23 protein-coding genes and 1 pseudogene are annotated in these 23,297 nt (G+C 42.6%); 4 read left to right on the plus strand and 20 right to left on the minus strand.

The features are described 5' to 3' along the window. The 20 genes and pseudogenes from DOT_RS10400 to DOT_RS10495 form a co-directional block, all read right to left on the minus strand. Positions 1-1,316 (minus strand): acetaldehyde dehydrogenase (acetylating) (locus DOT_RS10400; protein WP_009618032.1); only part of this gene is annotated, 1,316 nt, incomplete at its 3' end. 72 nt (positions 1,317-1,388) lie between these two features. Beyond that, positions 1,389-1,988 carry a BMC domain-containing protein gene (locus tag DOT_RS10405; protein WP_009618034.1) on the minus strand — a complete coding sequence of 200 codons (600 nt, stop codon included), beginning with the start codon at positions 1,986-1,988 and terminating at the stop codon, positions 1,389-1,391. An 11-nt stretch (positions 1,989-1,999) separates the two neighbouring features. Then, entirely contained in the window at positions 2,000-2,680 is a 681-nt protein-coding gene (locus DOT_RS10410) for a cupin domain-containing protein (protein ID WP_009618037.1), read from the minus strand. Positions 2,681-2,737: 57 nt separating this feature from the next. Continuing rightward, the gene (locus tag DOT_RS10415; RefSeq protein WP_009618039.1) at positions 2,738-3,286 is read right to left on the minus strand and encodes a BMC domain-containing protein; all 549 of its coding nucleotides are present in this window, start codon (positions 3,284-3,286) and stop codon (positions 2,738-2,740) included. After that, the gene (locus DOT_RS10420) at positions 3,279-4,616 is read right to left on the minus strand and encodes a 4Fe-4S dicluster domain-containing protein (RefSeq protein ID WP_009618042.1); all 1,338 of its coding nucleotides are present in this window, start codon (positions 4,614-4,616) and stop codon (positions 3,279-3,281) included. The genes DOT_RS10415 and DOT_RS10420 overlap by 8 nt, the downstream gene beginning before the upstream one ends. Positions 4,617-4,636: 20 nt before the next feature. Beyond that, complete coding sequence (locus DOT_RS10425) at positions 4,637-4,897, minus strand: EutN/CcmL family microcompartment protein (protein ID WP_009618044.1); 261 nt, start codon at positions 4,895-4,897, stop codon at positions 4,637-4,639. Continuing rightward, a complete protein-coding gene (locus tag DOT_RS10430; RefSeq protein WP_009618045.1) occupies positions 4,894-5,205 on the minus strand; it encodes a BMC domain-containing protein in 312 nt (103 codons plus the stop codon). The genes DOT_RS10425 and DOT_RS10430 overlap by 4 nt, the downstream gene beginning before the upstream one ends. 19 nt (positions 5,206-5,224) lie before the next feature. Beyond that, on the minus strand, positions 5,225-6,067 hold the full coding sequence (gene eutJ / locus DOT_RS10435; protein ID WP_009618046.1) for an ethanolamine utilization protein EutJ: 843 nt from the start codon (positions 6,065-6,067) through the stop codon (positions 5,225-5,227). Continuing rightward, positions 6,055-6,726 carry a hypothetical protein gene (locus tag DOT_RS10440; protein ID WP_009618047.1) on the minus strand — a complete coding sequence of 224 codons (672 nt, stop codon included), beginning with the start codon at positions 6,724-6,726 and terminating at the stop codon, positions 6,055-6,057. The genes eutJ and DOT_RS10440 overlap by 13 nt, the downstream gene beginning before the upstream one ends. 55 nt (positions 6,727-6,781) lie before the next feature. Next, the gene (locus tag DOT_RS10445; RefSeq protein ID WP_040411841.1) at positions 6,782-7,228 is read right to left on the minus strand and encodes a EutP/PduV family microcompartment system protein; all 447 of its coding nucleotides are present in this window, start codon (positions 7,226-7,228) and stop codon (positions 6,782-6,784) included. Further along, on the minus strand, positions 7,225-7,578 hold the full coding sequence (locus DOT_RS10450; RefSeq protein ID WP_009618049.1) for a BMC domain-containing protein: 354 nt from the start codon (positions 7,576-7,578) through the stop codon (positions 7,225-7,227). Before DOT_RS10450 ends, DOT_RS10445 begins: the two co-directional genes overlap by 4 nt. Positions 7,579-7,604: 26 nt before the next feature. Further along, positions 7,605-8,588, minus strand: coding sequence for a choline TMA-lyase-activating enzyme (gene cutD / locus DOT_RS10455; protein WP_009618050.1), 984 nt, complete (start codon positions 8,586-8,588; stop codon positions 7,605-7,607). A 30-nt stretch (positions 8,589-8,618) separates the two neighbouring features. Next, positions 8,619-11,162 carry a choline trimethylamine-lyase gene (gene cutC, locus DOT_RS10460; RefSeq protein ID WP_009618051.1) on the minus strand — a complete coding sequence of 848 codons (2,544 nt, stop codon included), beginning with the start codon at positions 11,160-11,162 and terminating at the stop codon, positions 8,619-8,621. Positions 11,163-11,216: 54 nt separating this feature from the next. Continuing rightward, the gene (locus tag DOT_RS10465; protein WP_009618053.1) at positions 11,217-12,716 is read right to left on the minus strand and encodes an acetaldehyde dehydrogenase (acetylating); all 1,500 of its coding nucleotides are present in this window, start codon (positions 12,714-12,716) and stop codon (positions 11,217-11,219) included. A 61-nt stretch (positions 12,717-12,777) separates the two neighbouring features. Continuing rightward, positions 12,778-13,068, minus strand: a complete 291-nt coding sequence (locus tag DOT_RS10470) for a BMC domain-containing protein (protein WP_009618055.1) — start codon at positions 13,066-13,068, stop codon at positions 12,778-12,780. 30 nt (positions 13,069-13,098) lie between these two features. Further along, positions 13,099-13,398, minus strand: coding sequence for a BMC domain-containing protein (locus DOT_RS10475; RefSeq protein ID WP_009618057.1), 300 nt, complete (start codon positions 13,396-13,398; stop codon positions 13,099-13,101). Positions 13,399-13,603: 205 nt separating this feature from the next. Then, a pseudogene (locus tag DOT_RS10480) lies at positions 13,604-14,829 on the minus strand (FAD-dependent oxidoreductase). Positions 14,830-14,855: 26 nt separating this feature from the next. After that, complete coding sequence (locus tag DOT_RS10485) at positions 14,856-15,182, minus strand: thioredoxin family protein (RefSeq protein WP_009618060.1); 327 nt, start codon at positions 15,180-15,182, stop codon at positions 14,856-14,858. A gap of 189 nt (positions 15,183-15,371) precedes the next feature. Beyond that, a complete protein-coding gene (locus DOT_RS10490) occupies positions 15,372-17,420 on the minus strand; it encodes an alkaline phosphatase family protein (RefSeq protein WP_009618068.1) in 2,049 nt (682 codons plus the stop codon). 186 nt (positions 17,421-17,606) lie between these two features. Then, complete coding sequence (locus tag DOT_RS10495; RefSeq protein ID WP_009618070.1) at positions 17,607-18,986, minus strand: MFS transporter; 1,380 nt, start codon at positions 18,984-18,986, stop codon at positions 17,607-17,609. A gap of 370 nt (positions 18,987-19,356) precedes the next feature. Between DOT_RS10495 and DOT_RS10500 the strand changes: the two genes are divergently transcribed. The 4 genes from DOT_RS10500 to ilvA all read left to right on the plus strand — a co-directional run bounded on the left by DOT_RS10500 (position 19,357) and on the right by ilvA (position 23,247). Then, a complete protein-coding gene (locus tag DOT_RS10500) occupies positions 19,357-20,271 on the plus strand; it encodes a LysR family transcriptional regulator (protein WP_009618072.1) in 915 nt (304 codons plus the stop codon). 263 nt (positions 20,272-20,534) lie between these two features. Beyond that, the gene (locus tag DOT_RS10505; protein ID WP_009618074.1) at positions 20,535-21,527 is read left to right on the plus strand and encodes a DMT family transporter; all 993 of its coding nucleotides are present in this window, start codon (positions 20,535-20,537) and stop codon (positions 21,525-21,527) included. Between the two features lie 14 nt (positions 21,528-21,541). Next, entirely contained in the window at positions 21,542-21,823 is a 282-nt protein-coding gene (locus DOT_RS10510; protein WP_009618076.1) for a hypothetical protein, read from the plus strand. 215 nt (positions 21,824-22,038) lie between these two features. Then, the gene (ilvA, locus tag DOT_RS10515) at positions 22,039-23,247 is read left to right on the plus strand and encodes a threonine ammonia-lyase (protein ID WP_009618078.1); all 1,209 of its coding nucleotides are present in this window, start codon (positions 22,039-22,041) and stop codon (positions 23,245-23,247) included. Positions 23,248-23,297 lie beyond the last annotated feature (50 nt).

Genomic DNA, 23,297 nt, shown 5'->3' on the forward strand with positions numbered 1-23,297 from the left:
ATCAAGTGCAGGGGGGTTACATTATCGGAAGTTGCGCTTCCCCCCCAAGTACCACAACCCAAAGTAAAGGATGGGGAAAGTCCGGTACTTGCGCCCACACCGCCTTGGCTGGAGGATGTGTTAACCAAGATTCTGAATACGGGTTTTTCGGCGAATTTCATGACCATTTCATGATTTTCTGTATGAAGGGAAAGACTGTGTCCGACACCGCCATTATTCAAGAGTTTGATACACAGATCACAGGCCTCCAGCCAATCTTTTACAGTATAAAACGCCAACACAGTAGTCAATTTTTCATAAGACAAGGGATATCCTTCACCCACGCCCTGTTGTTCACCCAGTATGACCTTTGTTCCCGGAGGAATGGCTATGCCGGCACTGTCAGCGATGACCGCTGCGGATCTCCCCACCAGTTTGGCGTTCATGGCATGATTTCGAACAAACAGTTTCTTAGCAACTTGGTTTGTTTCCTCGGAGGTCATGAAGTAACCCCCCTGGCGTTTGAACTCTTCCATAACCTGGTCACGTAGGCATTCTTCAACAATAACCGATTGCTCCGAGGCACATATTGTCCCATTGTCAAAGGTTTTACTTGCGATAATATTCCTGACTGCTTTCGGAATGTCGGCAGTTCTTTCTATATAAGCCGGTACGTTGCCCGGACCAACACCCAAGGCCGGTTTTCCGGCGCTATAGGCCGCCTTTACCATGGCTGAACCACCTGTTGCAATAATCATGGCGACTTCATCGCATTTCATAAGTTCATTGGTTGCCTGCATCGAGGGTTTTGAGATACAGCCAATGATATTGGCTGGAGCACCGGCAGCTACTGCGGCATCATTCATTAGTTTGGCTGCCTGCAGCGTACATTTCAGAGCCGACGGATGCGGGGAAAACACAATTCCGTTGCGGGATTTGATAGCAATAATGGCTTTGTAGATCGCCGTGGATGTGGGATTAGTCGAGGGAATGATCCCCATAAGCAAGCCTACCGGTTCGGCAATTTCCATGACTTTATTGACCTTATCGTCTTTAATAACTCCGATAGTTGACATAGGTTTGATGAATTCATAGAGTTCTGTGGAAGCAAACCTATTTTTGAAGATTTTATCTTCTACTTTACCAAAGCCCGTTTCTTCCACTGCCATTTTGGCCAGATAAACGGCATTCTCCACGGCAACTTTTACCATATTACGAATAATTTTATCAATCTGATCAGAATTGAACTTGGCTAGTTGAGTTTGAGCCAATTTGGCCTGGCGGGCAAGATTTCTAGTCTCTTGCACGGATTGTAAATCATAATCAAAGTTTTCCAATTTGCTATTCCTTCCTCCGCTGTCTCTGTATTTTTATTGGATACAAGACATATTTAGGGTTTTGCACATCAGCTACTTTTCAATCTCCTGCTCGTAATATTCCTTCAGTTTTAGGATAAGTGATTCTTTGTTCGCTTTGGATATGGCTTTGCCAGCAACGCCAAGTGTTTTGTATTCTCTTGCCAGATTCCTAAGCTTTACCGCAGAAAGCGATTTTAAGACATCTGAACTTTTTTCGAAACCGAACTCTTGCACATAAGCATCTAGCAAGTCTTTGCGGAGTTGCTTCAGTATTATTTTCGCCGAGTCAGTGCTTTCTTTTGTAATCTGAGCCTGTTTTTGGGATTCTGCTAATGTCTCAAAACTTGGCAAGAGACCGTTTATGTCGATGGGATTTACCATTACACTGACCATGGTTTCAAGCTCAAGATGCGGTCTGGGTATTACATGATGAGAAACCAAAGACAAGTGCCTAATCTTCTCAACAGCAGTTACTCCTGCTTCCACGGCAGCTTTAACAGCCCCCACATCACCAGTTACGGCAACTGTCACGAGGCCGGAACCAATATAGGTCTTTCCCACAAATTCCACTTGCGCTGTTTTTAGCATGACATCTGCACCTTCAATAGCAGGAACCAATCCTCGTGTCTCAATTAGACCAAGAGCCTGCATAGCTTACCCTCCTATTGTTGTGCCATAAGATCAGCCCAGTTTGCCGGGTAAGTTACGTAAAAGAGTTTGACATAGTCAGACGAACTCCAGGTTACTTTGGAACCTTTGGGTACGAAAAGGACATCTCCCTGGTGAGCGTGATAGGTTTCACCGTTGATGGTGATGGATAAGCTTCCCTCGAGAATAATATCAATTTCTTCATAGCACAGCTCCCAGTCAAAGCTGGATTTCTCTATTGTTAAAAAACCCGCACTCATTTGAGAATCCTGTTTACTGACTACTTCGCGATAAGCTACATTGGTACACGGATCCCCCGTGTCAAAGGTCTCGAGTTTCACTGTCCTGCCGCGCACTATTTTCAGTCCACTTTTGGGTTCACAATCTGCACGGAAGGGCGTTTCCAGAGTTGGAGCAGGGACACTTGTCAGGAGTGGGTTAGCTAATACCGCTTTTACTACTTGAAAGATCATTGCTGGGTCAATCTCGTTTTCTTGGTTACCCTTCTTCTGTAGACCGCTTTCTTTAACGATGTGACTTTCTTCTGTAAATGAATCTTCAGTAAATACCACACCCAATTCTTTAGCTAAATCCTTGGCTGCCAGGGTAATAATCGTATTTCTGTCGATACAGAATTGTTTTTGACCTTTTTGGGCTGCTGCTTTTACCTCGTTTGCAGATACTAATTTTTTCACAGTCGCACCTCCTTTCGATCGTATAGGGTATAGAATTATGGGATTGAAGTATAAAGGCTAAAATAGCGATGCCCACAGTCTGTCTGAGGGGGAAGGAATTACTTCTGTATCCACTAACAAGCCTTTTTCGATGGCAATGGCTCTTCCGGCTTCGATGCCTGCTTCCACAGCACCAACATCCCCAGTGAAAGTGAAGTAAGCTTTACCGCCTAGCCCACTGCCTAAACGCAATTCTAGAGCCTGTACATCAGCCGCTTTGAGAGTTGCATCAGCGGCAATAATCATCGAGGACAGGGAAAAACATTCTATAATCCCCAGAGCACCAATTCCATCAGGCATGGTTGTAGCCGTGATGGCCGGGAAAACGGCCTGATGGACATTGGCAAGGATAAAGCTATCAACCAGGTATTCTCCTGCTATTTCTACACCTACACTGAGCGAGCTTTCTACGGCAGCAACGTCTCCTTTGATAATAGCGATATATTTGCCGGGACAAACGGGGGTTGCACTGACCACTTCAACGTAGGCTGTCTTAAGCATCAAGTCTGTGGCATTAATTCCTCTGGCAATACTCGTAAGCTCAATCATACCTATTGCACTATACATACGACCCCACCTTTATCACAATTGAATTATCCTTGATTTCAATTACAGTACCATCGAGGCTAGAGTGGACAGTGGCTCCGAGACTGTTGTCCGGGATTTTTCCAATCATTTGTCCAGCCTTTACCTGATCACCGATACCGACTACGGGTGTTGCTGGTGCTCCGATGTGCTGTCGTAGAGCGATCCGGATATATTCAGGTCGAAATTCGACCTGCTTCATCGGTGCAGGTTTATCGAAGGCTGATAAGCCGATTTTAATGACTAGACGTTTGCTTGGAATAAGGCGATGATCTCTGGCCGACCTCGCTTGGAAATCCATCGGTATTGGCTGATATCGAATACCTTGTTCTGCCAGCTTTTGCTTATAAAGAATATTGACAGACTTCGGATGGAGATTAGCTGGGCAGGAGAACAATTCACAGGCATTGCATTCACAACATAATTGGGCAATTTGTTGTTCCTTCACATCGTCAAGATTGTAGCTTAGGGCACGCATGACCTTATGTGGCTGCATATTATGTCCCAGGAGATAACGAGGACACAGATCGGTACACATCCGACATTGCTCACAGGCGGTTTTACCAATAATTCTTGCTCGATTAAGGCTCACAGATTTTTTGCGGATGAGAAAGTGATCCTTTTTAAGCAACACATACCCTTTACTTTTTTTGGTAACATACCCTTCGACATCATTCATGACAGAGCCCATCATAGGACCACCGTCGATGACGGCATAGTCAGCTATGTCTTGTACACCGCATTGTTCAATCACATCCCGAATGGATACACCCACAGGTACTTTGACGGTCATACGCTGCGGAATATCTCCGGCGATAGTGATGTACGTTTCCGTGACAGGGTTCCCGGCCAGAGCCCTCCATATATTCAGGGCAGTTTCCGTATTAATAACCACACAGCCCACTTTCAGGGGAATAGATGCTTCCGGAACAATTCTTTGAGTCAGTTCATGAACCAGAACCTGTTCGTCACCAGCAGGATAGATATCTCTGAGTTCCATTACCTCCATGTAATTTGAAAATCCCAGAGCTGCAATTCTTTCTCGTAGGAGGACTATGACTTCTTTGTGTTTGCCCTTGATACCAATAATGGCTTTGCGGGCTTCAATATATTTTCCTGCCGCTTCCATTCCTCGGATGATTTCATCAGGAAACAGCATCATCAATTGCTGGTCCACTCTGAGCAGAGGTTCGCATTCAGCTCCATTAAGCAATAAATACTCTGCTTTAGAAGTTAGTTTCGCGTGAGTTGGAAAGCCAGCTCCTCCTGCCCCAATAACCCCTGCATCCTTGATTATGTTCAGCAGATCCAACGTTTTCCACCTCCAATTTCTTAAAACATACAGTCTTCGTCAATGATCCCAACAATGACAGCATCAATCGGTACATCCTCCCGATCGAGCATTTTGCGGGCTGAGCTACCAATACAGACCAGCACCCTTTCGCCAACGCCCGCACCGATCGTGTCGACAGCGATCATAAGACGACCAGCATCCATACCTCCGAGGACTTCCACCAACATGAATTTCAGTCCTACGAGAGAATCGGCTTTTCTTGTTGACCATATACTATCCATTACTTTTGCTGCTATCATCGAATCTCACCCGTTTTTGCTTCCTTAAATTTATATTGTATCTCTTGAATAGCGGCTTCCACCGACGCTGTATCTCCAAAGATGGCGATCATAATCAGATTCTGCGGGCAATGTCCTTTAATGTCTTCCACTCTTACCCCGGCAGCTTTTTCTGCGATATCAGCTGCAAAAACCATATCAATCAACTTCCCTTGAACCAAACCCACAGCATCATAGTTCTCGATAGGGACAGTAGAAGCAGTGCCCTTTCGCCGAAAAAGAATATCCACTGTCCCACTGGAAGGGGATTTGATAATTCGATATTCCATGAGAAAAAGTCACTCCTGTCTAAAGAATTTCCTGTGTGCAGTTAAGTGCAATACCCAAAGGTGTTACAAACATAGGGTTTTGCGGTTTATACGTGGGCAGGTTGGTTTGTTTAGCGATAATATCTTCGATTCCTTCCAGGCAACAGGTTCCACCTACCAGATAAATTTCTTTTACTGGGTATTCATGAATGTGGCGACTGATAATGGATGAAACTTTTTCAATGACTGGTCTTAATACGGGAATCAACTCCCTATGGTTTTTGAAATCTCGCTTATATTGGTCCGCGTCTTCAAAGCTCATTTTATAAGCACCGGAAATGACGAGTGAAAAGTGAGTACCTCCTGTTGGTTCATCATCCACATGAATCACTTTGCCGTCTTTCAGAATCGCAGTCCCCGTAGTGCCACCACCAATATCAACAATCGCACCGTCTTTAATCTTTAATACCGCATTAGCTGCCGTCGGTTCATCCAATACGTTGGTAATTTCAAAACCAGCCCCCTGTACCACATGTCTAATTGCTCCTGAGTCAAGACTGTTAGTTCCCGGAGGAAGTGCTGCCGCTGCATAGATCAATTCCGTGCCAAGTTTTTCTTCGATTTCTTGTTTTAATTCCTTGACTATACGAATCGCGCCGATATAGTCCACCACCATACCATCTTTGACAACACTGGCAAAACGATAGGCTCCGGCAACGGGCTGATAGTTTTTATCAAGAACTGCCAGAACAATATAGGCTGTTCCCAGATCAACGCCAGTGTAATATACGGAGGATTTCTTTAAGATGGGTGTTGTGACGACTTTCTCAAAATCACGAACAAGTTGATCACAGTATTGAAACGTTGAATTTACCGTTTCCATTTTTGTCCTCCTGAAGACTTCCACATCATCATGCAGAGTATGTTAATGATCAGATTGACTGTATCAATCAGGTCTTGCCGAGAACAGACTTGCTGCTCCTCATTCCAATAGGTTTCCAAAAGGGCTGGTTCGACCTCTCGGAGGGAGGCGCGCAAGTAATTTAACAAGGCAATCTCTTTTCCATTTTTCAAACCTACGTGAAACTCATCGACGTCAACGTTTTTTTCAAGATTGTTAGATCGTTCTCTAATTTCTTCTTCCGACCATCCCCAAAATTGAAGCTTATCCGGAGCTTTCTGTTCCCGTTCGGCTTTTTGTACGTTCCGAAAGTATTTGCCGAGCGCCATGACTTCTTCGGACAAGATTGTTTCACCAGAGTGTAAAAGTTCTGCGGCCATTAACAGAAACAAGGATTCCAGGCAGTCCATCCTTCTGCGTAATCTCAGGCTACACCGGCTTTCCCCTACCTGAGCCTGATTCGACTCGTGGATGTTTGATTTCTTACCGCCACTATACTGAACCTGTTCCAGCATGACTCGTCTGTCCGCAAGAAATTGGCGTGCTCCTGGTGTAATCTTTGTATCTGGTTCTAGCACAAAAGTAGCAAAGGGTTCCGTCTTATATAAATCTCGCAACTCCATTTCAGTGATGAATTTCATTGCCTCACCTACCCTTCCTCAAATTACCTTTACCAAATCCCATCGATTATTGAAGCTAAGTTATTTCTTGTGCTTCACACAAATATCGTTTCAAGGCTTCCACGCCTGAATTATCTTTTAAAGAAATACAGAAGTAAGGTTCGATAATCCCGATTCTTTTCAACTGTTGAATACACAAATTGACATTCTTCGGAGCTAAATCAATCTTGGTAATCACTCCAATAACAGGACAAGTATACGATTTAGCAAAACCGGGCGGATATACTTCAACGAGTCTGGATTGATCAACCAAAATGAGCAAATGCGATGCTGTTTGTGCTGTCGCAATCAGATATTTGTACATAGAAGCGTTTTCAATATAGGAGCCCGGCGTGTCAATAGTATTTTTGCCATAAATAACATCCTGGGTCTTTCTTAATGGTCTGACGGAATCATTTAAGACATTGGTCAAGGTAGATTTGCCAGATTGGGTTGGCCCGACCACCATAACTCGTTTTTTCATGTACGAGTAATCTTGGCAGGCGTGAAGCCTAACAGCTTTTCTAAAGTGTCATTAATGGCAATCATAGCTGCTTCAACACTGGCCACATCGCCGGATATAACCAGAGATCCCGTAAACCGATCAAGGAAACCGATCTCTATGTTCGATGTCTTTGTGGCAATATCGGCTGCAATAATAGCCGTCTCCGATGGAGTGAGAGTTGAAATTCCAATGGCTCCAGTCTCTTCAATTCCCAAACGTTCATATATGTCTTGTACGGGCGAAGCTATGATGTGAGCTAGAGTGACTTGCTTGCCTGGCACATATTCCTGGACAATACGTTTCTTGTCAAATTCATCGGCTACACTCATAAAATCCTCCGTCCGGTATATAACTTTTAATGTCTGATGACTTCGACCTGCAAGTCATAACCTTTTATAAACCCTTCAATTTTATCTAATTCGTCTTCCTTGAAGCTCAAATCTTCGGTGATAGCGTAGTTCATGTCCAATTGCTTGTATTTGTTGATGCCTAGTTTATGGTAAGGGAGCAAGTCGATACCCAGAAAGCTTTTGTGACGTTTAAAGGATTCCAGAAATTCCAAAGTCCTACAAATGGTGTCCTCGCTATCATTTAATCCCTTGATTAGAGGCATCCTGACTTTGACATTAAACCCACGTCGGATGAGTTGCGTTAGGTTATCCAAAATGCCTTCATTGCGCACCCCCGTAAGTTCATAATGCCGCTCAGAATCGATCTGCTTAATGTCATACAGAAATAAGTCCGTAAACTGGGCTATCTTGAGCAGGGAGCTCAGTTTGGCATAACCGGAGGTTTCAATAGCTGTATGGATCCCTAAACGTTTACACTCAGTCAGCAAATTGGTGGCAAATTCTGGTTGAGCTGTGACTTCACCGCCTCCAAGAGTGACTCCTCCACCTGAACTGTGGTAGAAAAGTACATCTTGTTGGATGATCTCCATGACTTCGGAAATAGTCTTGTCCACACCAACAATGGACAGAGCTTGTTTTGGACACGCCGTTTCGCACTTTCGGCAACCTACACAATCCATGCTTCTATTTACTCTATGCCTAGATCTTTCGCTTTTAGTTCGGAGTTGCCCGTCTTCATCATTCAGAAGATAATGGATGTGGGCAGGACAAACAGGAATACAGTTGCTGCAATCAACGCACAAATCTTCTTTAAACATGACCTGATATTTTCGTTCAAGTCCCTCGGGATTAGAACACCACAGGCATCTCAGGGGACACCCTTTGAAGAAAATTAATGTTCTTATACCTGGTCCATCATAGATCGAATATTTCTGGACATTGAAGATTCTCGCTTTTCTTTCTAAGATGCTACCGTTTTCTGTACTCATCATTTCCCCATTTCTTAAAATCCCTTCCTATTAAAAGTGTTCCAATACGGTTCTGCTGATTATTTCATCCTGTACTTCCTTGCATAGCTCTACGAAGTAAGCGCTGTACCCAGCAACACGAATGATCAAGTCTCGATACTTATCAGGTTGGACTTGTGCTTTCTTCAAAACTTCATTGTCTACATAGCTGAATTGCATCTGACCGTTGCCAAGAATAGATGCTGTTCTGAGCAAGTTAATTAGACCATTTTCCCCTTCCGGAGTTTCCAGAATACCGCGTAACAGTTTGAAGTTGTGCACCATGCCGATATTCATAGACTCGTTACTCAGCTTGCTGACCGATTTAATGATGGCTGTAGGGCCTAATTTATCGGCACCCTGAGTCGGGCTGATTCCGTCTGACAAAGGTGTCCAAGCCAGCCGTCCGTTGGCTGTCGCCCCAGTAATTTCTCCAATGGGCGTGTTGTTTGATATGGAAAGAGTTCCATGAGTCAAGTGCGAATAGAGCATTTTAAATGTGTGATGGACCCGTTCTGTCCAAATGATGATATCTGAGGCAATTTCATCAACATAGTCGTCGTCGTTCCCGTATTTCGGTGCATTCATGCAGTCTGTACGAATCGTTTCATAGCCCTCAAAATTCGCATTTACCGCATCCCCGATCTGCTTCAGCGTATATTTCTTGTCGTCAAAGACCAATTTTTTAATAGCTGCCATTGAATCAGCATAAGTTCCTAAGCCGGAGAAAATAAGTCCGGGACCACAATTGACAAGAGCGCCTCCATTTGTAACATCCGTCCCCTTTTCCATGCACCCTTCTACCAACAGAGACATGAGGGGTTTGGGAACCAGGTCTCGATGCACCCGCTGACTGACTATAGTTCCGATTGCCGACAGACGGATAATATGTTCAATTTGTTGTTTGCAGGCAGCGTCAAATTCTTCATAGGTCTTGATATTGTCAATATCTCCCGTGTCAAGGCCTTCCATGGTGCCACGCCATTTCATCCTGCCGCGATTTAGAACAAATTCTATGGCAATGGGCCATTGAGTATAACCGGTCGACGTCCACTGATAGATTCTGCCGGATTTTTGCGGTTCCACGCAACCCATGAGACAATAATCGCGTGCATCTTCAATACCAAAGCCCTTGGCCAGCATCATTTTGATATGACTATCATCAAAGTGACAGGCGGGGAAGCCAAGGCCCGCTTTTACAACATCGACAATTTTCTTTAGATATTGTTGCGGTGATTTATTATGAATCCGACAAGCCAGGGACGGTTGATACATCTTGGTAAAACGAACGGCATCCATGATCAGATCGGTTAGCTCATTGGTTGCATCGCCACCGGTTCTCTTCTGTCCACCAATCGTTAAGTTGATAAATGGTTGATAACCAGCGAAATATTTCGCTCCAAGTTCACTGGACAGCCACATCACTTCAGAGCATTTAATAATAAAACAGCTCAAAAGCTCAAAGGCTTCCAGTTTGTTCATTCGGCCAGCTTCTAAGTCAGCCTTGAACATGGGATAAATGTATTGATCCAAGCGTCCAACAGAAATCCCTGTCTGGTTTTCTTCCACCACAAACAAGGACTGCAGTGTCCAAATGGACTGGAGTGCTTCATGGAAGGTGCGGGGAGGATTAGCCGGTACATGAGTCAAACAATCGGAAATCCTATAAAGTTCTTTCTGCCGGGTTGCGTCATGCTCTCTATCTGCCAGTTCTCTGGCATAATCAGAAAGTCGTTGGGCATAAGCCAAAATGCCGTCACAAGTCTCAATCTCCGCTTTATAAAAATATATCTTATCTAGGTCATCCGGATTTTCCATGGACAATTTACTCAGTCTGGCGACGGCTTCCTGTCTTGCACCACTAATGCCTTTTTTAATCAAGATGACATCATAACCTGGGCAGGTATCCCCACCGCCATTTACCTGATGATAGGAAAGGTCACTGACAAACGATTCGCCTGAAAATGCCCACACACCAGCTTCTTCATATTGTGTCTGACAAATTTCATCCACGCTCTTGCCTTCCCAGTACGGGAAGATCTCCTCCCGCAAGATCTGCTTGTCTTCCTCACTGATTTGAAAGGGATCCTGCTGCCTGGTTGACATCGTGTCCAGTTCGTCTCGAATCCATCTCCAGGCAATATCTGGGGATACAGCACCCGCTCTCGCTTTCCCGCAGGGATGTCCTACAATCAATTCGTCGTTTTGGATCACCAAAGGAGCTGTTTCACAGGCTTTTTTGAAACATTTGGCCCGGAGAAGTATTTTGGGCAACCCCGTATTTTCTTTGGTTACTTGGGTGAAAGCTTTGGCACGGTAGATGCTGACACTTGGTCTAACCTTTAAATAAGCTGCTTTCAGCCGTTCTAAACGCGGTGTAAGCCCCGTGATTTCCCCTTCATACGCAGGCGAGAGGGTCACATTATTTGTCGCAGGACTGGTAGTGGATAATTCCTTGGAAATCCCCTGAAAGAGCTTCATGACGGCGGCCGTTTCTTCCGGGGACAAGTGTTTTGTTGCATCCGCAAATTTGGTTGAAAATTCTTTAATATCCAACTTTCTTTCCCTCTCTTGCTAAAAATTCTTTATTACCGCTTCACCTCAATCGTCTCAGTACCACTTAAGTTGCTCAAGCAATTTTTCGAGCAACTCTTTCAAATCAGGTGTACCTTCGAGGGTACTTTGAGTAGCAGAGCAACGGGTTCCTCTTGCTTCAACGACATCCCCTGTCTGTACGACCCTAGTTATATCCTCCATTTGCCGCACACCATAGCCGACTTTTCGGATATTAATCAAGTTCATCGGCGTGACATTGTCAGAAGTAAACCCACCTCCTGCTGCACCACAACCCAAGGTTAATGCCGGGAAGAGATTGGTTGTCGCTCCTATGCCTCCTAATGACGCGGGAGTATTTACTAGCACTCTAGATACTGGTTTTTTCAGGGCAAATTCCCGAATCATATCCTCATTCTTCGAGTGAATGACCAGAGTATGCCCCCGCCCTTCATTGATAAGCAGTTCTACGCACTTTTCACAGGCATTCATCCAGTCCTTTTCAACGTAAAATGCCAGAACCGGACAAAGCTTTTCTCTGGAATACGGATTGTTAGGAGACACAAATTTCTGTTCCGAAATCAATACTAACGTATCTTCTGGGACACAAATTCCGCTTTGCCGTGCTAACTCGATAGCCGATTTTCCGACGATTTCTGGATTTAAGCCGCCATCAGGACGGAAAAAATACTTACTAAGTTGATCTGATTCCTGTCCTGTCATGAAATAAGCTCCATTTTCCCTGAGTTCTTGCCTTACTTCATCAGCAATACAATCCTCAGCAACAATCGATTGTTCCGAGGCTGAGACAATTCCGTTATCGAACGTTCTGCTGACAATAATATCTGCTACGGCCTTTCTAATGTCAGCTGAACGCTCGATAAAGGCTGGTCCATTACCCGGGCCACCATAAATAGTCGGTTTTCCTGATATATTCGCCGCCCTGGTCATCTTGGGCACGCCCGTAATCAGAATTAGCGATGTGTCTTTGTGGTTCATCAACGCAACCGTCCCATCTACAGCGAGCGTCTGCAAATATCCAATGGCACCTCTTGGCAATCCATTTTCCTCTGCCGCCCGTATAAGCAGATCAAGTACCTTGGCGATTGTTTTTTTAGCCTTAGGATGAGGAGAAAAAACAATGGCATTACCCGATTTTATGGCAATTAGGGTTTTATATATTGTTGTGGACACAGGGTTGGTTGAGGGAGGCAACGCGACGATCACTCCAACGGGCACCCCAATATCCATGGTCTTATTTTCTTTGTCTTCACGAATAACACCGACAACTTTCAGGTCCCTGATTTTCTGATAGAGAAAATCACTAGCAAAAACATTTTTGACAAACTTGTCCTGCCATTTGCCAAATCCCGTTTCCTCATGGGACATAATGGCAAGTTCCTGCGCATATTTATAAGCTGTTTCAGCCATATGTCCAACAATTTCATCTAATTTTTCTTGAGGAAAAGCTGCCAGTACCCTTTGCGCCTCGCGGGCGTTTTCCACAAGAATCCGAGCCTCTTGAACGGAGAGCAAATCATTGTCAATTCTATGCATATCTCATTCACTTCCCCCTTTCCCACTCCCAGAGATTTATAGGTTTCATAGAATGAGTCATTTACCAGTTAATAACGTATTTGGCGACAATCTTTTCTACGTCCGCATGCGGCCTGGCAATGACATTGGAGCAATAGATCTGGCCTACCTTGCTGGCTTCTTTGATGCCAGCCTCTACAGCCGCTTTCACCGCTCCCACATCACCACGAACCACAACGGAAATCAAACCGGAAGCCACATTTTCATAACCAACCAACTCCACATCGGCAGCTTTGCACATGGCATCGGCAGCTTCCAGCACTGAAACAAGGCCATACGTTTCTATGAACCCTAAGGCACCATTTTTGTCCACACGGAATCCCCTTTCCAAAGCAATCAATGTTCATTCCGCATCAATGTCATGCCTCGTAACAATCTTGCCTACCCGGCTGATGGGACGCGGCATGACATGGGAAGCTGTCACTTCACCAATGGCTGCTGCAGCGGCCGCACCGTTTTCTACGGCTGACCTCACTGCTGCCACATCACCTTTAACCATGACCGTAACAAGCCCGGAACCTACATTTTCATACGAAACAAGAACAACGTCAGCAGTTTTGCACATGACATCCGCCGCTTGAATTGCCGGAACCATACCTCTTGTTTCAACCAGACCTAAGGCCTCTTCTCCAAAGTATTTCATCGAAACAACCCCTCAATAATACAGATTTAAACGACTAAGGATTGTCACTGTCACTTTTACCTTTTTATCAACCGACAACTTATTGCTTCGATATTAACGAATGCAGAAACGTTCCTTATTAACAAATTGAAACCATTCGACTCGCAATGACATCCGTATCAATTTCCATTCTATCGTGCAACTTCACAACACTTTGCTTCGCTAATTAACATGAAATAGCGTCAAATTGAGATTTTAGTTTTTCTTTATCCATGCTACAATCCAACTGTTTGATTACTTTCCCTTTATCTAATACGACAACTGCGGGTACTTCTTCTATTTCATATTTTTCAGCAAGATTCTTTTTTGTTGACATATCGACTTTGCATAATTTATAATCATTACTATTTTCACCAATAATTGTTTCTAACAAAGTGCTGAATTCTAAGCTTTCATTGACTAAAACATTAAAAAATAGTAATAATATCTTTTTATCACTTTGAAGAACATTTGCATGAAAATCGTTGAGTTCTTCGATATATCGCTCAGCCGCCACGGCTGCAGTCGCACCATCACCGGCTGCAGACACAACTTGTCTTAAATATTTCACTCGATTGTCACCGACTGCATAGATTCCTTCGAGGTTCGTTTCCATACGGTCATTGACAGGGATATATCCGCTCTTGTCCATCTCAATTCCGCTATTGTTTATAAAACGGGTTGATGGAATCATACCGACGAAGAAAAATACACCCTGACAGGTGAGTTCGGATGAACTACCTGTTTTTAGATTCTTAATTTTTACCCCTTCCACATTTTCTTCTCCAAGAACCTCTTCAATCGTTGAGTTCCATATAAACTTCATTTTTTCGTTATTAAATGCTCTTTCAGCACTTACTTTATTACAATCGAGAATTCCCTCATCATGTAGGACAATCACAGTCACTTTACGGGCAAACTTAGTGATGTACATGCCTTCTTCAATAGCCTGGTCACCACTTCCAACGACGACAACCTCTTCCCCTTCAAAGAACTCGGCATCACAGGTGGCACAGTACGCCACGCCACTCCCCCGCAGTGTTTTTTCACCAGGAATATTTAAAATTCTAGGCTCACTGCCACAAGCCAGAATAACAGCCTTAGCAGTGAACTCCTTGCCTTTTTTTGTTTTAATGAGTTTGTCTTCTTGAGAAAAGTCGACACTGATAACCTCTTCTTTTAAAAATTCAACGTTAAAACTCTCAGCATGCTTCTGGAAATCCTTCATAAGATCCGGTCCACTGACTTGCCTATAGCCAGGATAATTCACTATTTCCCTCGTCGTATCCGCTAAACCGCCGATCGTCCCTTTATTAATCACTAAGGTCTTTAACTTAGCCCTACCACCATAAATCGAAGCAGATAGTCCAGCGGGGCACCCCCAATAATAATCAAATCATAACTATTAACCACGTCTTCTACATCCCCTTTAAATTTGATTACACGCCCAAGACTTCTGCAATTTTTTCTTCAATGCTTTCCTCTTCAACTTTACCAGCGACTTTTCCCCGATACTCGCCTTCACGAAAAAAGAGGACCTGAGGAACACCTTTTAATGAAAACCGTTGGAATAAAGTCTTGTCTTCTTCAACATCAACATAATAGAACCCAAATTTACCTTCATATTGAGGTTTCATTTCTTCTAACATGGGAACGATTTCTTTACATACATGACAGTCTTTTCTCGAAAAGATCACCAAAGAGGGTTCACAATTATCATAGATAATTTCTTCGAACCGGTTTGAGTTTAATTGTTCCAAGGACATATACTTCACTCCCTAAAAAAAGATATTGTAATTTTATTAACAATAATCAAAAACAGCTGTTTATCAGTCTTTTAGATAATATGGCAATAATACTAACATCGCTATCTACATTCTCATTCATTGCTCTAACTTCTATTTAAAAAGCAGCTATCAGAGTGCGCTTTCTGATAGCTGCGCATAAACATTTTGTTAAATTTCTTCGGAGAAAATCTGATAAATCGGAGCCCCTTCACATTGTGCAGGGTACCGTAAACCGAGTAATACTGAAATTGAAGGTGCCACATCAACTTGTCGGATAGTACGATCAGTTGTAAAGGCAGATTTAATACCGCTACCTGCAGCTACAAAAATTGGCGAAACGGATGAATCAAAATATCCTTCTGAAGTTGAGATACTATCGCCATGCAATCGATTGTAGCCTTCTTCAATCGAGAAGAAAATATCACCACATTCTGGTCCATTAGCACCAATTAAGACAGCATCTTTGTTTCTAAGGCAGATGCCGACAACACGTTTACCTGTTCGATCATCCCTGTAATTATACAAATCAGAGATTAGTTGTTCTTCTAAATCGTATTGATCTTTTGGATCGACAATCCCATATTTGTCGCGACCCTTAATATTAAGATAAATATAGTTACTCCGAATCTGAACAGCTCTTGTCTTTTCCCAATCGACTTCCCTTATGGAATTGCCATTTTCATCTTTTTTCATGACCGTATAGCCCAGATCTTCCATGACCTTGGTATTGAGACCACCATATTCCCCTAAGATAGGAGGTACGTTTTCCCCAACAATAAGACCATGATCACTTACAACTAACACAGTCCAACCTTCGTCTAATAAATACAGGAATTCGCCAAGATAATCATCTGTTTGCAGATAGAATTTTTCAATAAACCCTTGGAACGTTTTTTCATCGGTATGATCCCATGGTGGCAGAGTCTTTCCTAGATGCCATAATTGATGACCTGCACAATCAATATTATGAAGATGTGAAAATACTACATCATAGCCTTTTTCTTTGATGCAATAATTCAGGCAATCAGCTTGCCACTTATCGTAAATTGCCCAAGACGGTTCAAAGATTTCATGTACCAATTCATCATCTTCCCCGCCGATTAAGCTGACAGGTGGAACCTGTCCAACATTATTAACAACATCTTTATAGAGAGATTTTTGATGCCATAATTGGTCATTAGAAATATCCAGAGCATTGCTGATCCATACTCTAACTTTATTACCGGCTGAATCAAGTTCTAAAATCTTCATAGAACGGCAGGCAGGCTTAGTGACTTCTTTTTTGGTAACATCATCCATAATCCCTGTTACCATAATATCTCTTTCTAAGGTAACGATCGGTGCTTCTGCTTTCTTGTTCTTATAAATAGCCACTCGGTCATATTCGCCAGCTTCATTTTTGAGAATTAAGGCAGGGCGTCTCATCACACCACCAGAAGTGAGGATCGTGAATTCTTTAGCTCCTTCTGGAGCATTTGCCCAACCTGTAGCCTCTTTGAGCGGAGAATTTACAATATCATAAGCAACCTTACTACCGATAACTACTTCTGTATCTTCATCATCCATAACGTAGGTACGAATTTCGCCGCCTTCACGAGCTGTATCGCCCCACCAAAGTTCCATCATTTCATCATCAACTTCATTGTCCAAAGTACCTTCCAGATCGGCAATGATGCAACCAACACCCGCAGGCTTATCCACTCGTGGTGCATAACGCACTTCTTTAATATCGGGTGTAGCAACAATGACCTTTTCCCAGTCAAGTTGGGCAACGCCCATATTAACAGAACCTGGTTGCGTACCATCAACAACACTCAGATTTTCGCTATGAGAGGTTGGGGGCCAAGAACTCCCCGGCCAGTGCCAAACAAGTGTCTTCAGGCCAGCTTCAGAGGTGATATTCCAAATTTGTTCTGCAGTGCAGTTACGAGAGTCCATGTTGTAAACAACTGCATCAAGACTTTCCGGCGATTGTCTCCAATAACACGTGATGCCATGGGTTCCTGGATAAGCGCCTGTAGCGAGTGTTGTCCAACAAGGTGGTGTGATCGTTGGAATTGCTCCAAGTAGGTGTAAATCTTTTCTAGCAGATCCGCGTTCGATAAATTTTTGTAAGTTAGGCATTTTCCCTTCAGCCAAGAATTTCTGACTAATTCTGGGGTCCATCCCGTCGACACCTAATACCAATAGCTTCTGGGTAAGTGCTGTTCTCTTCATAATATTCTATCCCCTCTTATCAATTTTGGATTTATAGCGATCTCAATCCTCTGCTTTATCAAGGGTACAAATTTGTCTTTTTCAAAGACTTAGATCTTAGTGTAAGGGGCATTTGCAATGCCTCTTACACTAAGCTAAGCAACATTCCTCGTTGGACTTTAGACACATACAATTATGATAGGTGTTTTAAGCACCAATTTCATCGAGTGAGCGACCAGCGGTCTTTTCACCCCAGATTCCAGTAACGACTGCTACGACTAAGAACATCGCACCAATAATAAAGAATAACGTTGTATAGCCAAAACTTTTATAGATCATAGGAACTACGATCATAGCCCCGGCAGTCAGAAGCCTACCGGTACTGTAGATAAAGCCTGTCCCACTGTTTCGTATGTGTGTGGGGTAAGATTCTGCCAAGTAAGACCACATCACAACGAAAACACCGTCCATAAGCACCCTGATAACAAAGCCTATCCCTACAATGACCATCGGGATTTTAAGAGTACCAAAAGCAATTGTCAAGACACCAACTAAGATGCTGTATATGACGATGGGGATCTTTCTACCGCCTTTGTCGGTTACCGTAGCTGCTAGATAGTTACCAATGGGGCTTCCAAAGGATACTAGAGCTGACATCCACAGGGCATCTTCCAACGTGAAACCAAATTCATTCAGTAAGGTCGGCATCCAAGCGAAAAACATAAAGTACCCAACCGTGATACAGCAAACCATCGTGATAAGCACGCCAGTTTTTCGAGCATACTTTTTACTAAAGACCTCTTTTAGTGCTGTTACGGTTCCGATCTCTTTTTGTTTGACAGCACCTTCTACTGGGATACTTGCTTCATCATTAATATCAACTTTAATCTCTGGCATAAATCTCTGGATAATGACTTCTGCCTCAGCATATCGCCCTCTAGAGATAAGCCAACGTGGAGATTCTTTTAACCACATCAGACCTAAGATTAAGATAATAAACCCTGTTCCACCGATGAAGAAAATATGTCTCCAGCCATCTGGACTACTTGGCACAATTCGTTCAGCTACTTGTCCAATTAACGGTACACTCAGTAGACCCGTTGCTAGAGATATTGCCTGCCACTTTCCTCTCGAAACAGATGGTAATATTTCTGTGATATAGACCATTGCCACAACGACCATTGATAATATACCGAAACCAGTCAATGTTCTAAAAACTATGAATAACGCTTTGTTAGGTGCCAAGCCATTTAATATTGAAAATGTAGAGAAAAATGCCACCGAATATAAAAATGCTTTTTTCCTGCCAATAACGTCCGATAGCCACCCACCAAACCAACACCCAAACAACATCCCGACAAAAGTGCAAGAATTAACTATTCCGATCCACTCCATCGAAACACCCCAGTGTTTCGTCAGAGCAGGAGCAACGAAAGAAAACGTAAATAAATCCATTTGGTCAAAAGCATAGGCTAGAGCAAGAATAATTAAGAACTTATAATGCTCTGAACACATACGCGCATCATCTAGGTAACGTTTCTTTTCACTAGGTTGTTTCTCTGAATCTAAACTTGCCATAACTGCCATATATTTACCTCCTATTCATAATAATTGGCGCTAATAAATGTTAAATCTTAAGATCCTTTACTTTTTAAACCTCCTACCTTTCAATATTTAAAGTCCGAAACATTTTTTTTGTGATTTCCCGCACTTACAACGCAGATTATAAGCAATACCTGTAACTCTGTAAAATACTTAGTGATTATGCCCCGTATAACTGGCCAATAATGGGATAATACATATTTTCTATTGAGAAAATTCTGTTATTATTTTTTTCCTTAAAATGGCTCAGTTATTTTTAATATTCTTTAACTTAAATGCTATTGCCATTTGAATCACTCATAGTATAATAAATCGGTCAGATAGGGAAATATATCTATCAAGGATGGTTAGGAATATGCGTATTGAACAATTAACCTATTTAGTTGCAGTCCATGAATCAAAGTCCATTTCCTTAGCAGCCGAACGTACTCACATTTCTCAACCTGCACTTAGTTCAGCCATCAGTAAACTCGAGGATGAACTAGGTGTAATTCTGTTGAAAAGAACGAATTCTGGCGCCCATTTAACCGAAATAGGGGAACTAATTATAATTAAAGCTAAGGAAGTGCTTAACACCCTTGATGAGATCAAATCTATCGCCCACGGTGACTCAATTGAGCTCAATGGAAACATCTCAATTGCAGTAGAGCCAAGTATCAATATTACCGTAATGCCTGACATCTTGACCACTTTTAAGCATAATCATCCTAAAGTTAATGCTTTACTCAAAGTTGGAGAATCCAATAACATATTGCGAGATGTTGAAGCTGGCAAGGCAAATTTCGGTATAATTTTGAAAACTGATGCATTTAGCAAATCGAAAGATATTAACTATAAGAAATTGTTTTCTGATGAATTAGTCATCATTACTGGAAAAAACTGCGAAGTTGCTATGGGATCCAAACAGATGACTCTAGAGCAGGCGCTTTCTACACCTATACTTTTGTACAATACGGAGTACATCACGAATTGTGGAGTGTCTAGTGAGTTGCAGAAGTATGGTAATATTAATGTTTCATATAGGGTTGACAACTTAGAGATGATGGAAAAGATCTTATCTCAGGGTAAAACTATTGCTTTTGTCCCTCAGTTTATGGCTGATGAGTATATAAAATCGGGTCGTATAAGTAAATTAACTTTAAGTGATGCCCGTTTAGATATTTCGGTTATCTTAATTTGGTTAAATCGTCATCATCTTTCAATGGTCGAGAAGGAGTTTATCAAAGTTATCAGAGCCGTCTGTTCAAATTTTTCCACTACGCAAGTGTAAAACAACTCCTGGTACTTTTGCCGAGATAACATTCGTTATCTCGGCTTTTTATGTCTTTATACGTAATAGGTTATCCTTATATCCACAAATTATCTGAACTCTAATTTCGTTAAACTTATAGGGGGCATATTTACTAAGTATTTTACTCTGGCTAATCATGAACTTATAATAACAATCACTTCAGTCACTCTAGGATTTATCTTGTTAAACATTTCTCATAAATAAAGTTTGTTAACAATCAGTAACACAAGGAGTTAAAGCACATGGATCAGAAAGCACAAATACTTTTGCAGAAAAAAGATCTAGCCTTTGCGAAAAAAGGTATAGGCCTAGGTTTAATGACTGGTGCAGCTTGGGGCTTAGACGGGGTGTTGATGGGAATGGTATTAGCCCTAGCACCATTCACTGATCCTTTGAGCATCTTCGCTGCACCTTTGGTAGGAGCTTGTCTTCATGATGGATTCGCCGCAGTATGGTTGTTTATTTATAATTTCATTAACGGTAAATGGCGTGATTATGCACGCACCTTAAAAACTCGACCTGCTAAAATGATAATTTTAGCAGCTATTTTAGGTGGCCCCATTGGGATGTCTGGTAACTTGCTAGGAATCTATTTTGCTGGTGCCTCTTACACTGCAGCGATCACAGCTGCTTATCCAGCTATAGGTGCTATTCTTGGATCGATCTTTCTTAAAGAGAAGATATCGCCCCGTGTTTGGGCTGGCATAATATTAGCCATTATTGGCTCATTTGTTGTTGGGTTTGTCCCACCCGAAGGGTCAACCTATCCCCACTTTTATCTCGGTCTTGGATTAGCCTCGGTTGCCGCCATTGGTTGGGCGATAGAAGGCGTTATGTCAACTTATGTAATGGATTTAGTCGATTCGGATATTGCCATTGGGATAAGAGAAATTACTTCATTTTTTGTATATCTGATTGCCATATTACCATTGTTCGGAAAAATTGGTTACCACATTCTTTCCGTTAGTTTAACGACTCCCTCTGGTTGGTATATTGCAGTTATCGGTTTAGTTGGTGGAATTTCCTTTACATCCTGGTATCGGGCAATGAATATGACTGGAGTGGGCAGGGCTATGGGTCTCAACGTAACGTTTGCACTATGGTCTGTATTTTTCGGGTGGTTGTTAAATAAATTGCCAATAACCCCAAACCTGATTATCGGTGTTATAATCATTTCCATTGGCACAATTCTTACAGTAGGCAACCCCAAAGATTTGATAAATTTAAGAAGTTGATAAGGAGGCTCACCATGAATCAAATGCCTGTAAAAATCAGAACAGCACAAGTAATCTTCCTGAATGAAGGAGTCTCAAACGAAGGAGTCTCAAATCAACAAATATTAGAAATGCTCAAAAATGAATACCCTCTTGATCGAAGTGTTAATGAAAAAGGCGTCGAGAATTACCTGCTTTCTTTGAAGGCTGTTGGTCTTATTAAGTTAACAAGCGTTTCTGTGGATGATAATGGTAATCTTAAGCAAAGTTATAGAATCACTGATTATGGGGCAAGCCGCATAAACTATATTAGTTAGATAAGGATCTTCATCATCCACATGATCCACTGCCTATAAAACAACGAAAGCAAAAGCCTTTACATTGTAATAAAGGCTTTTGCTTTCGCTTTTCCTTTGATAGAATAATATTTCTACCAACGAATGAACAAGCTACGATATAATACAAAGACAACGTGCTCAATGTATCAATACATGTACTGATCTTATCTTATTTAATGAAAGGAAGCCTGAGCATGGACATTTCCCTTGAAAATATAACTAACGCTAAGGAGACATTAAAAGGAGTTGCCTATAAAACGACGTTAGTGAACAATCCGCTTCTCAGTGACATGAGCAATAACCAGGTATATGTAAAGATGGAAAACCTTCAGCGTACGGGCTCTTTCAAACTCAGAGGTGCGTACAATAAGATTGCCCATTTAACAGAGGCAGAAAAACGCCTCGGCGTGATTGCCTCTTCTGCTGGCAATCACGCCCAAGGTGTCGCCGTTGCTGCGACCATTTACGGCATCAAGTCCACGATTGTCATGCCCAAGCACGCTCCCTTGTCCAAGGTAACTGCAACGCGACGATATGGTGCAGAGGTCATCCTTCACGGTGAAGTGTATGACGAAGCTTACGAAAAAGCCCTCCACATTCAAAAGGAGACCAAAGCGACATTTATTCATCCCTTTAACGACCCGCTGGTGATTGCCGGTCAAGGAACCATCGCCTTGGAAATCCTTGAAGATTTGCCTAATGTTGAAGTCGTTGTTGTCCCTATTGGTGGCGGTGGACTGATCTCGGGGATCGCCCTGGGGCTGAAGACTTTAAAACCGGATGTTAAAATCATTGGTGTACAGAGTAAAAACATGCCTTCAATGGCGGTATCTTTTTCCCAACGTCAAATGGTGACAGTTAATGGCACCCCGACCATTGCCGATGGGATTGCAGTAAAAACACCTGGCAATCTGACGTTTGAACTCATTAAGAAATATGTTGACGAAATAGTAACCGTAGATGAGGATGAAATCGCCAGCGCTATGCTTTTTTTTCTAGAAAGTGCCAAAGTCGTTGCAGAAGGTGCGGGGGCTTCTCCGGCCGCAGCGATCATTCATCGTCTTGCCCATTACAAAAATCGCAAAATGGTTGCCATCCTGAGTGGCGGAAATGTTGATGTCAACATCCTCGCTCGTACGATCGACAAGGGGCTTGTGAAAAATGGACGGAAGTGTTTCCTGACAACCGTCATTTCTGATCGCCCTGGGGCTCTAGCTCAACTACTACAGTTCATTGCTCGTCTGGGGGCTAACGTCCTTGCGGTTTCACACCGACGAGAAACCTTAGATATTCCTATAAGTTATGCTAAGGTAGAACTCGAGTTAGAGACCACCGATGCTGCCCAAGTTCAAACAATTAAGAAACTTCTTGAGGAAAATTACTACCACATTGAAATTCAATAATATGGTCAGAAAAGCAAACGCTCTAGCCGATTGGTTAGAGCGTTTGCTTT

Origin of the sequence: Desulfosporosinus sp. OT, assembly GCF_000224515.1 — a bacterium.
In the GTDB taxonomy this organism is placed as follows: domain Bacteria; phylum Bacillota; class Desulfitobacteriia; order Desulfitobacteriales; family Desulfitobacteriaceae; genus Desulfosporosinus.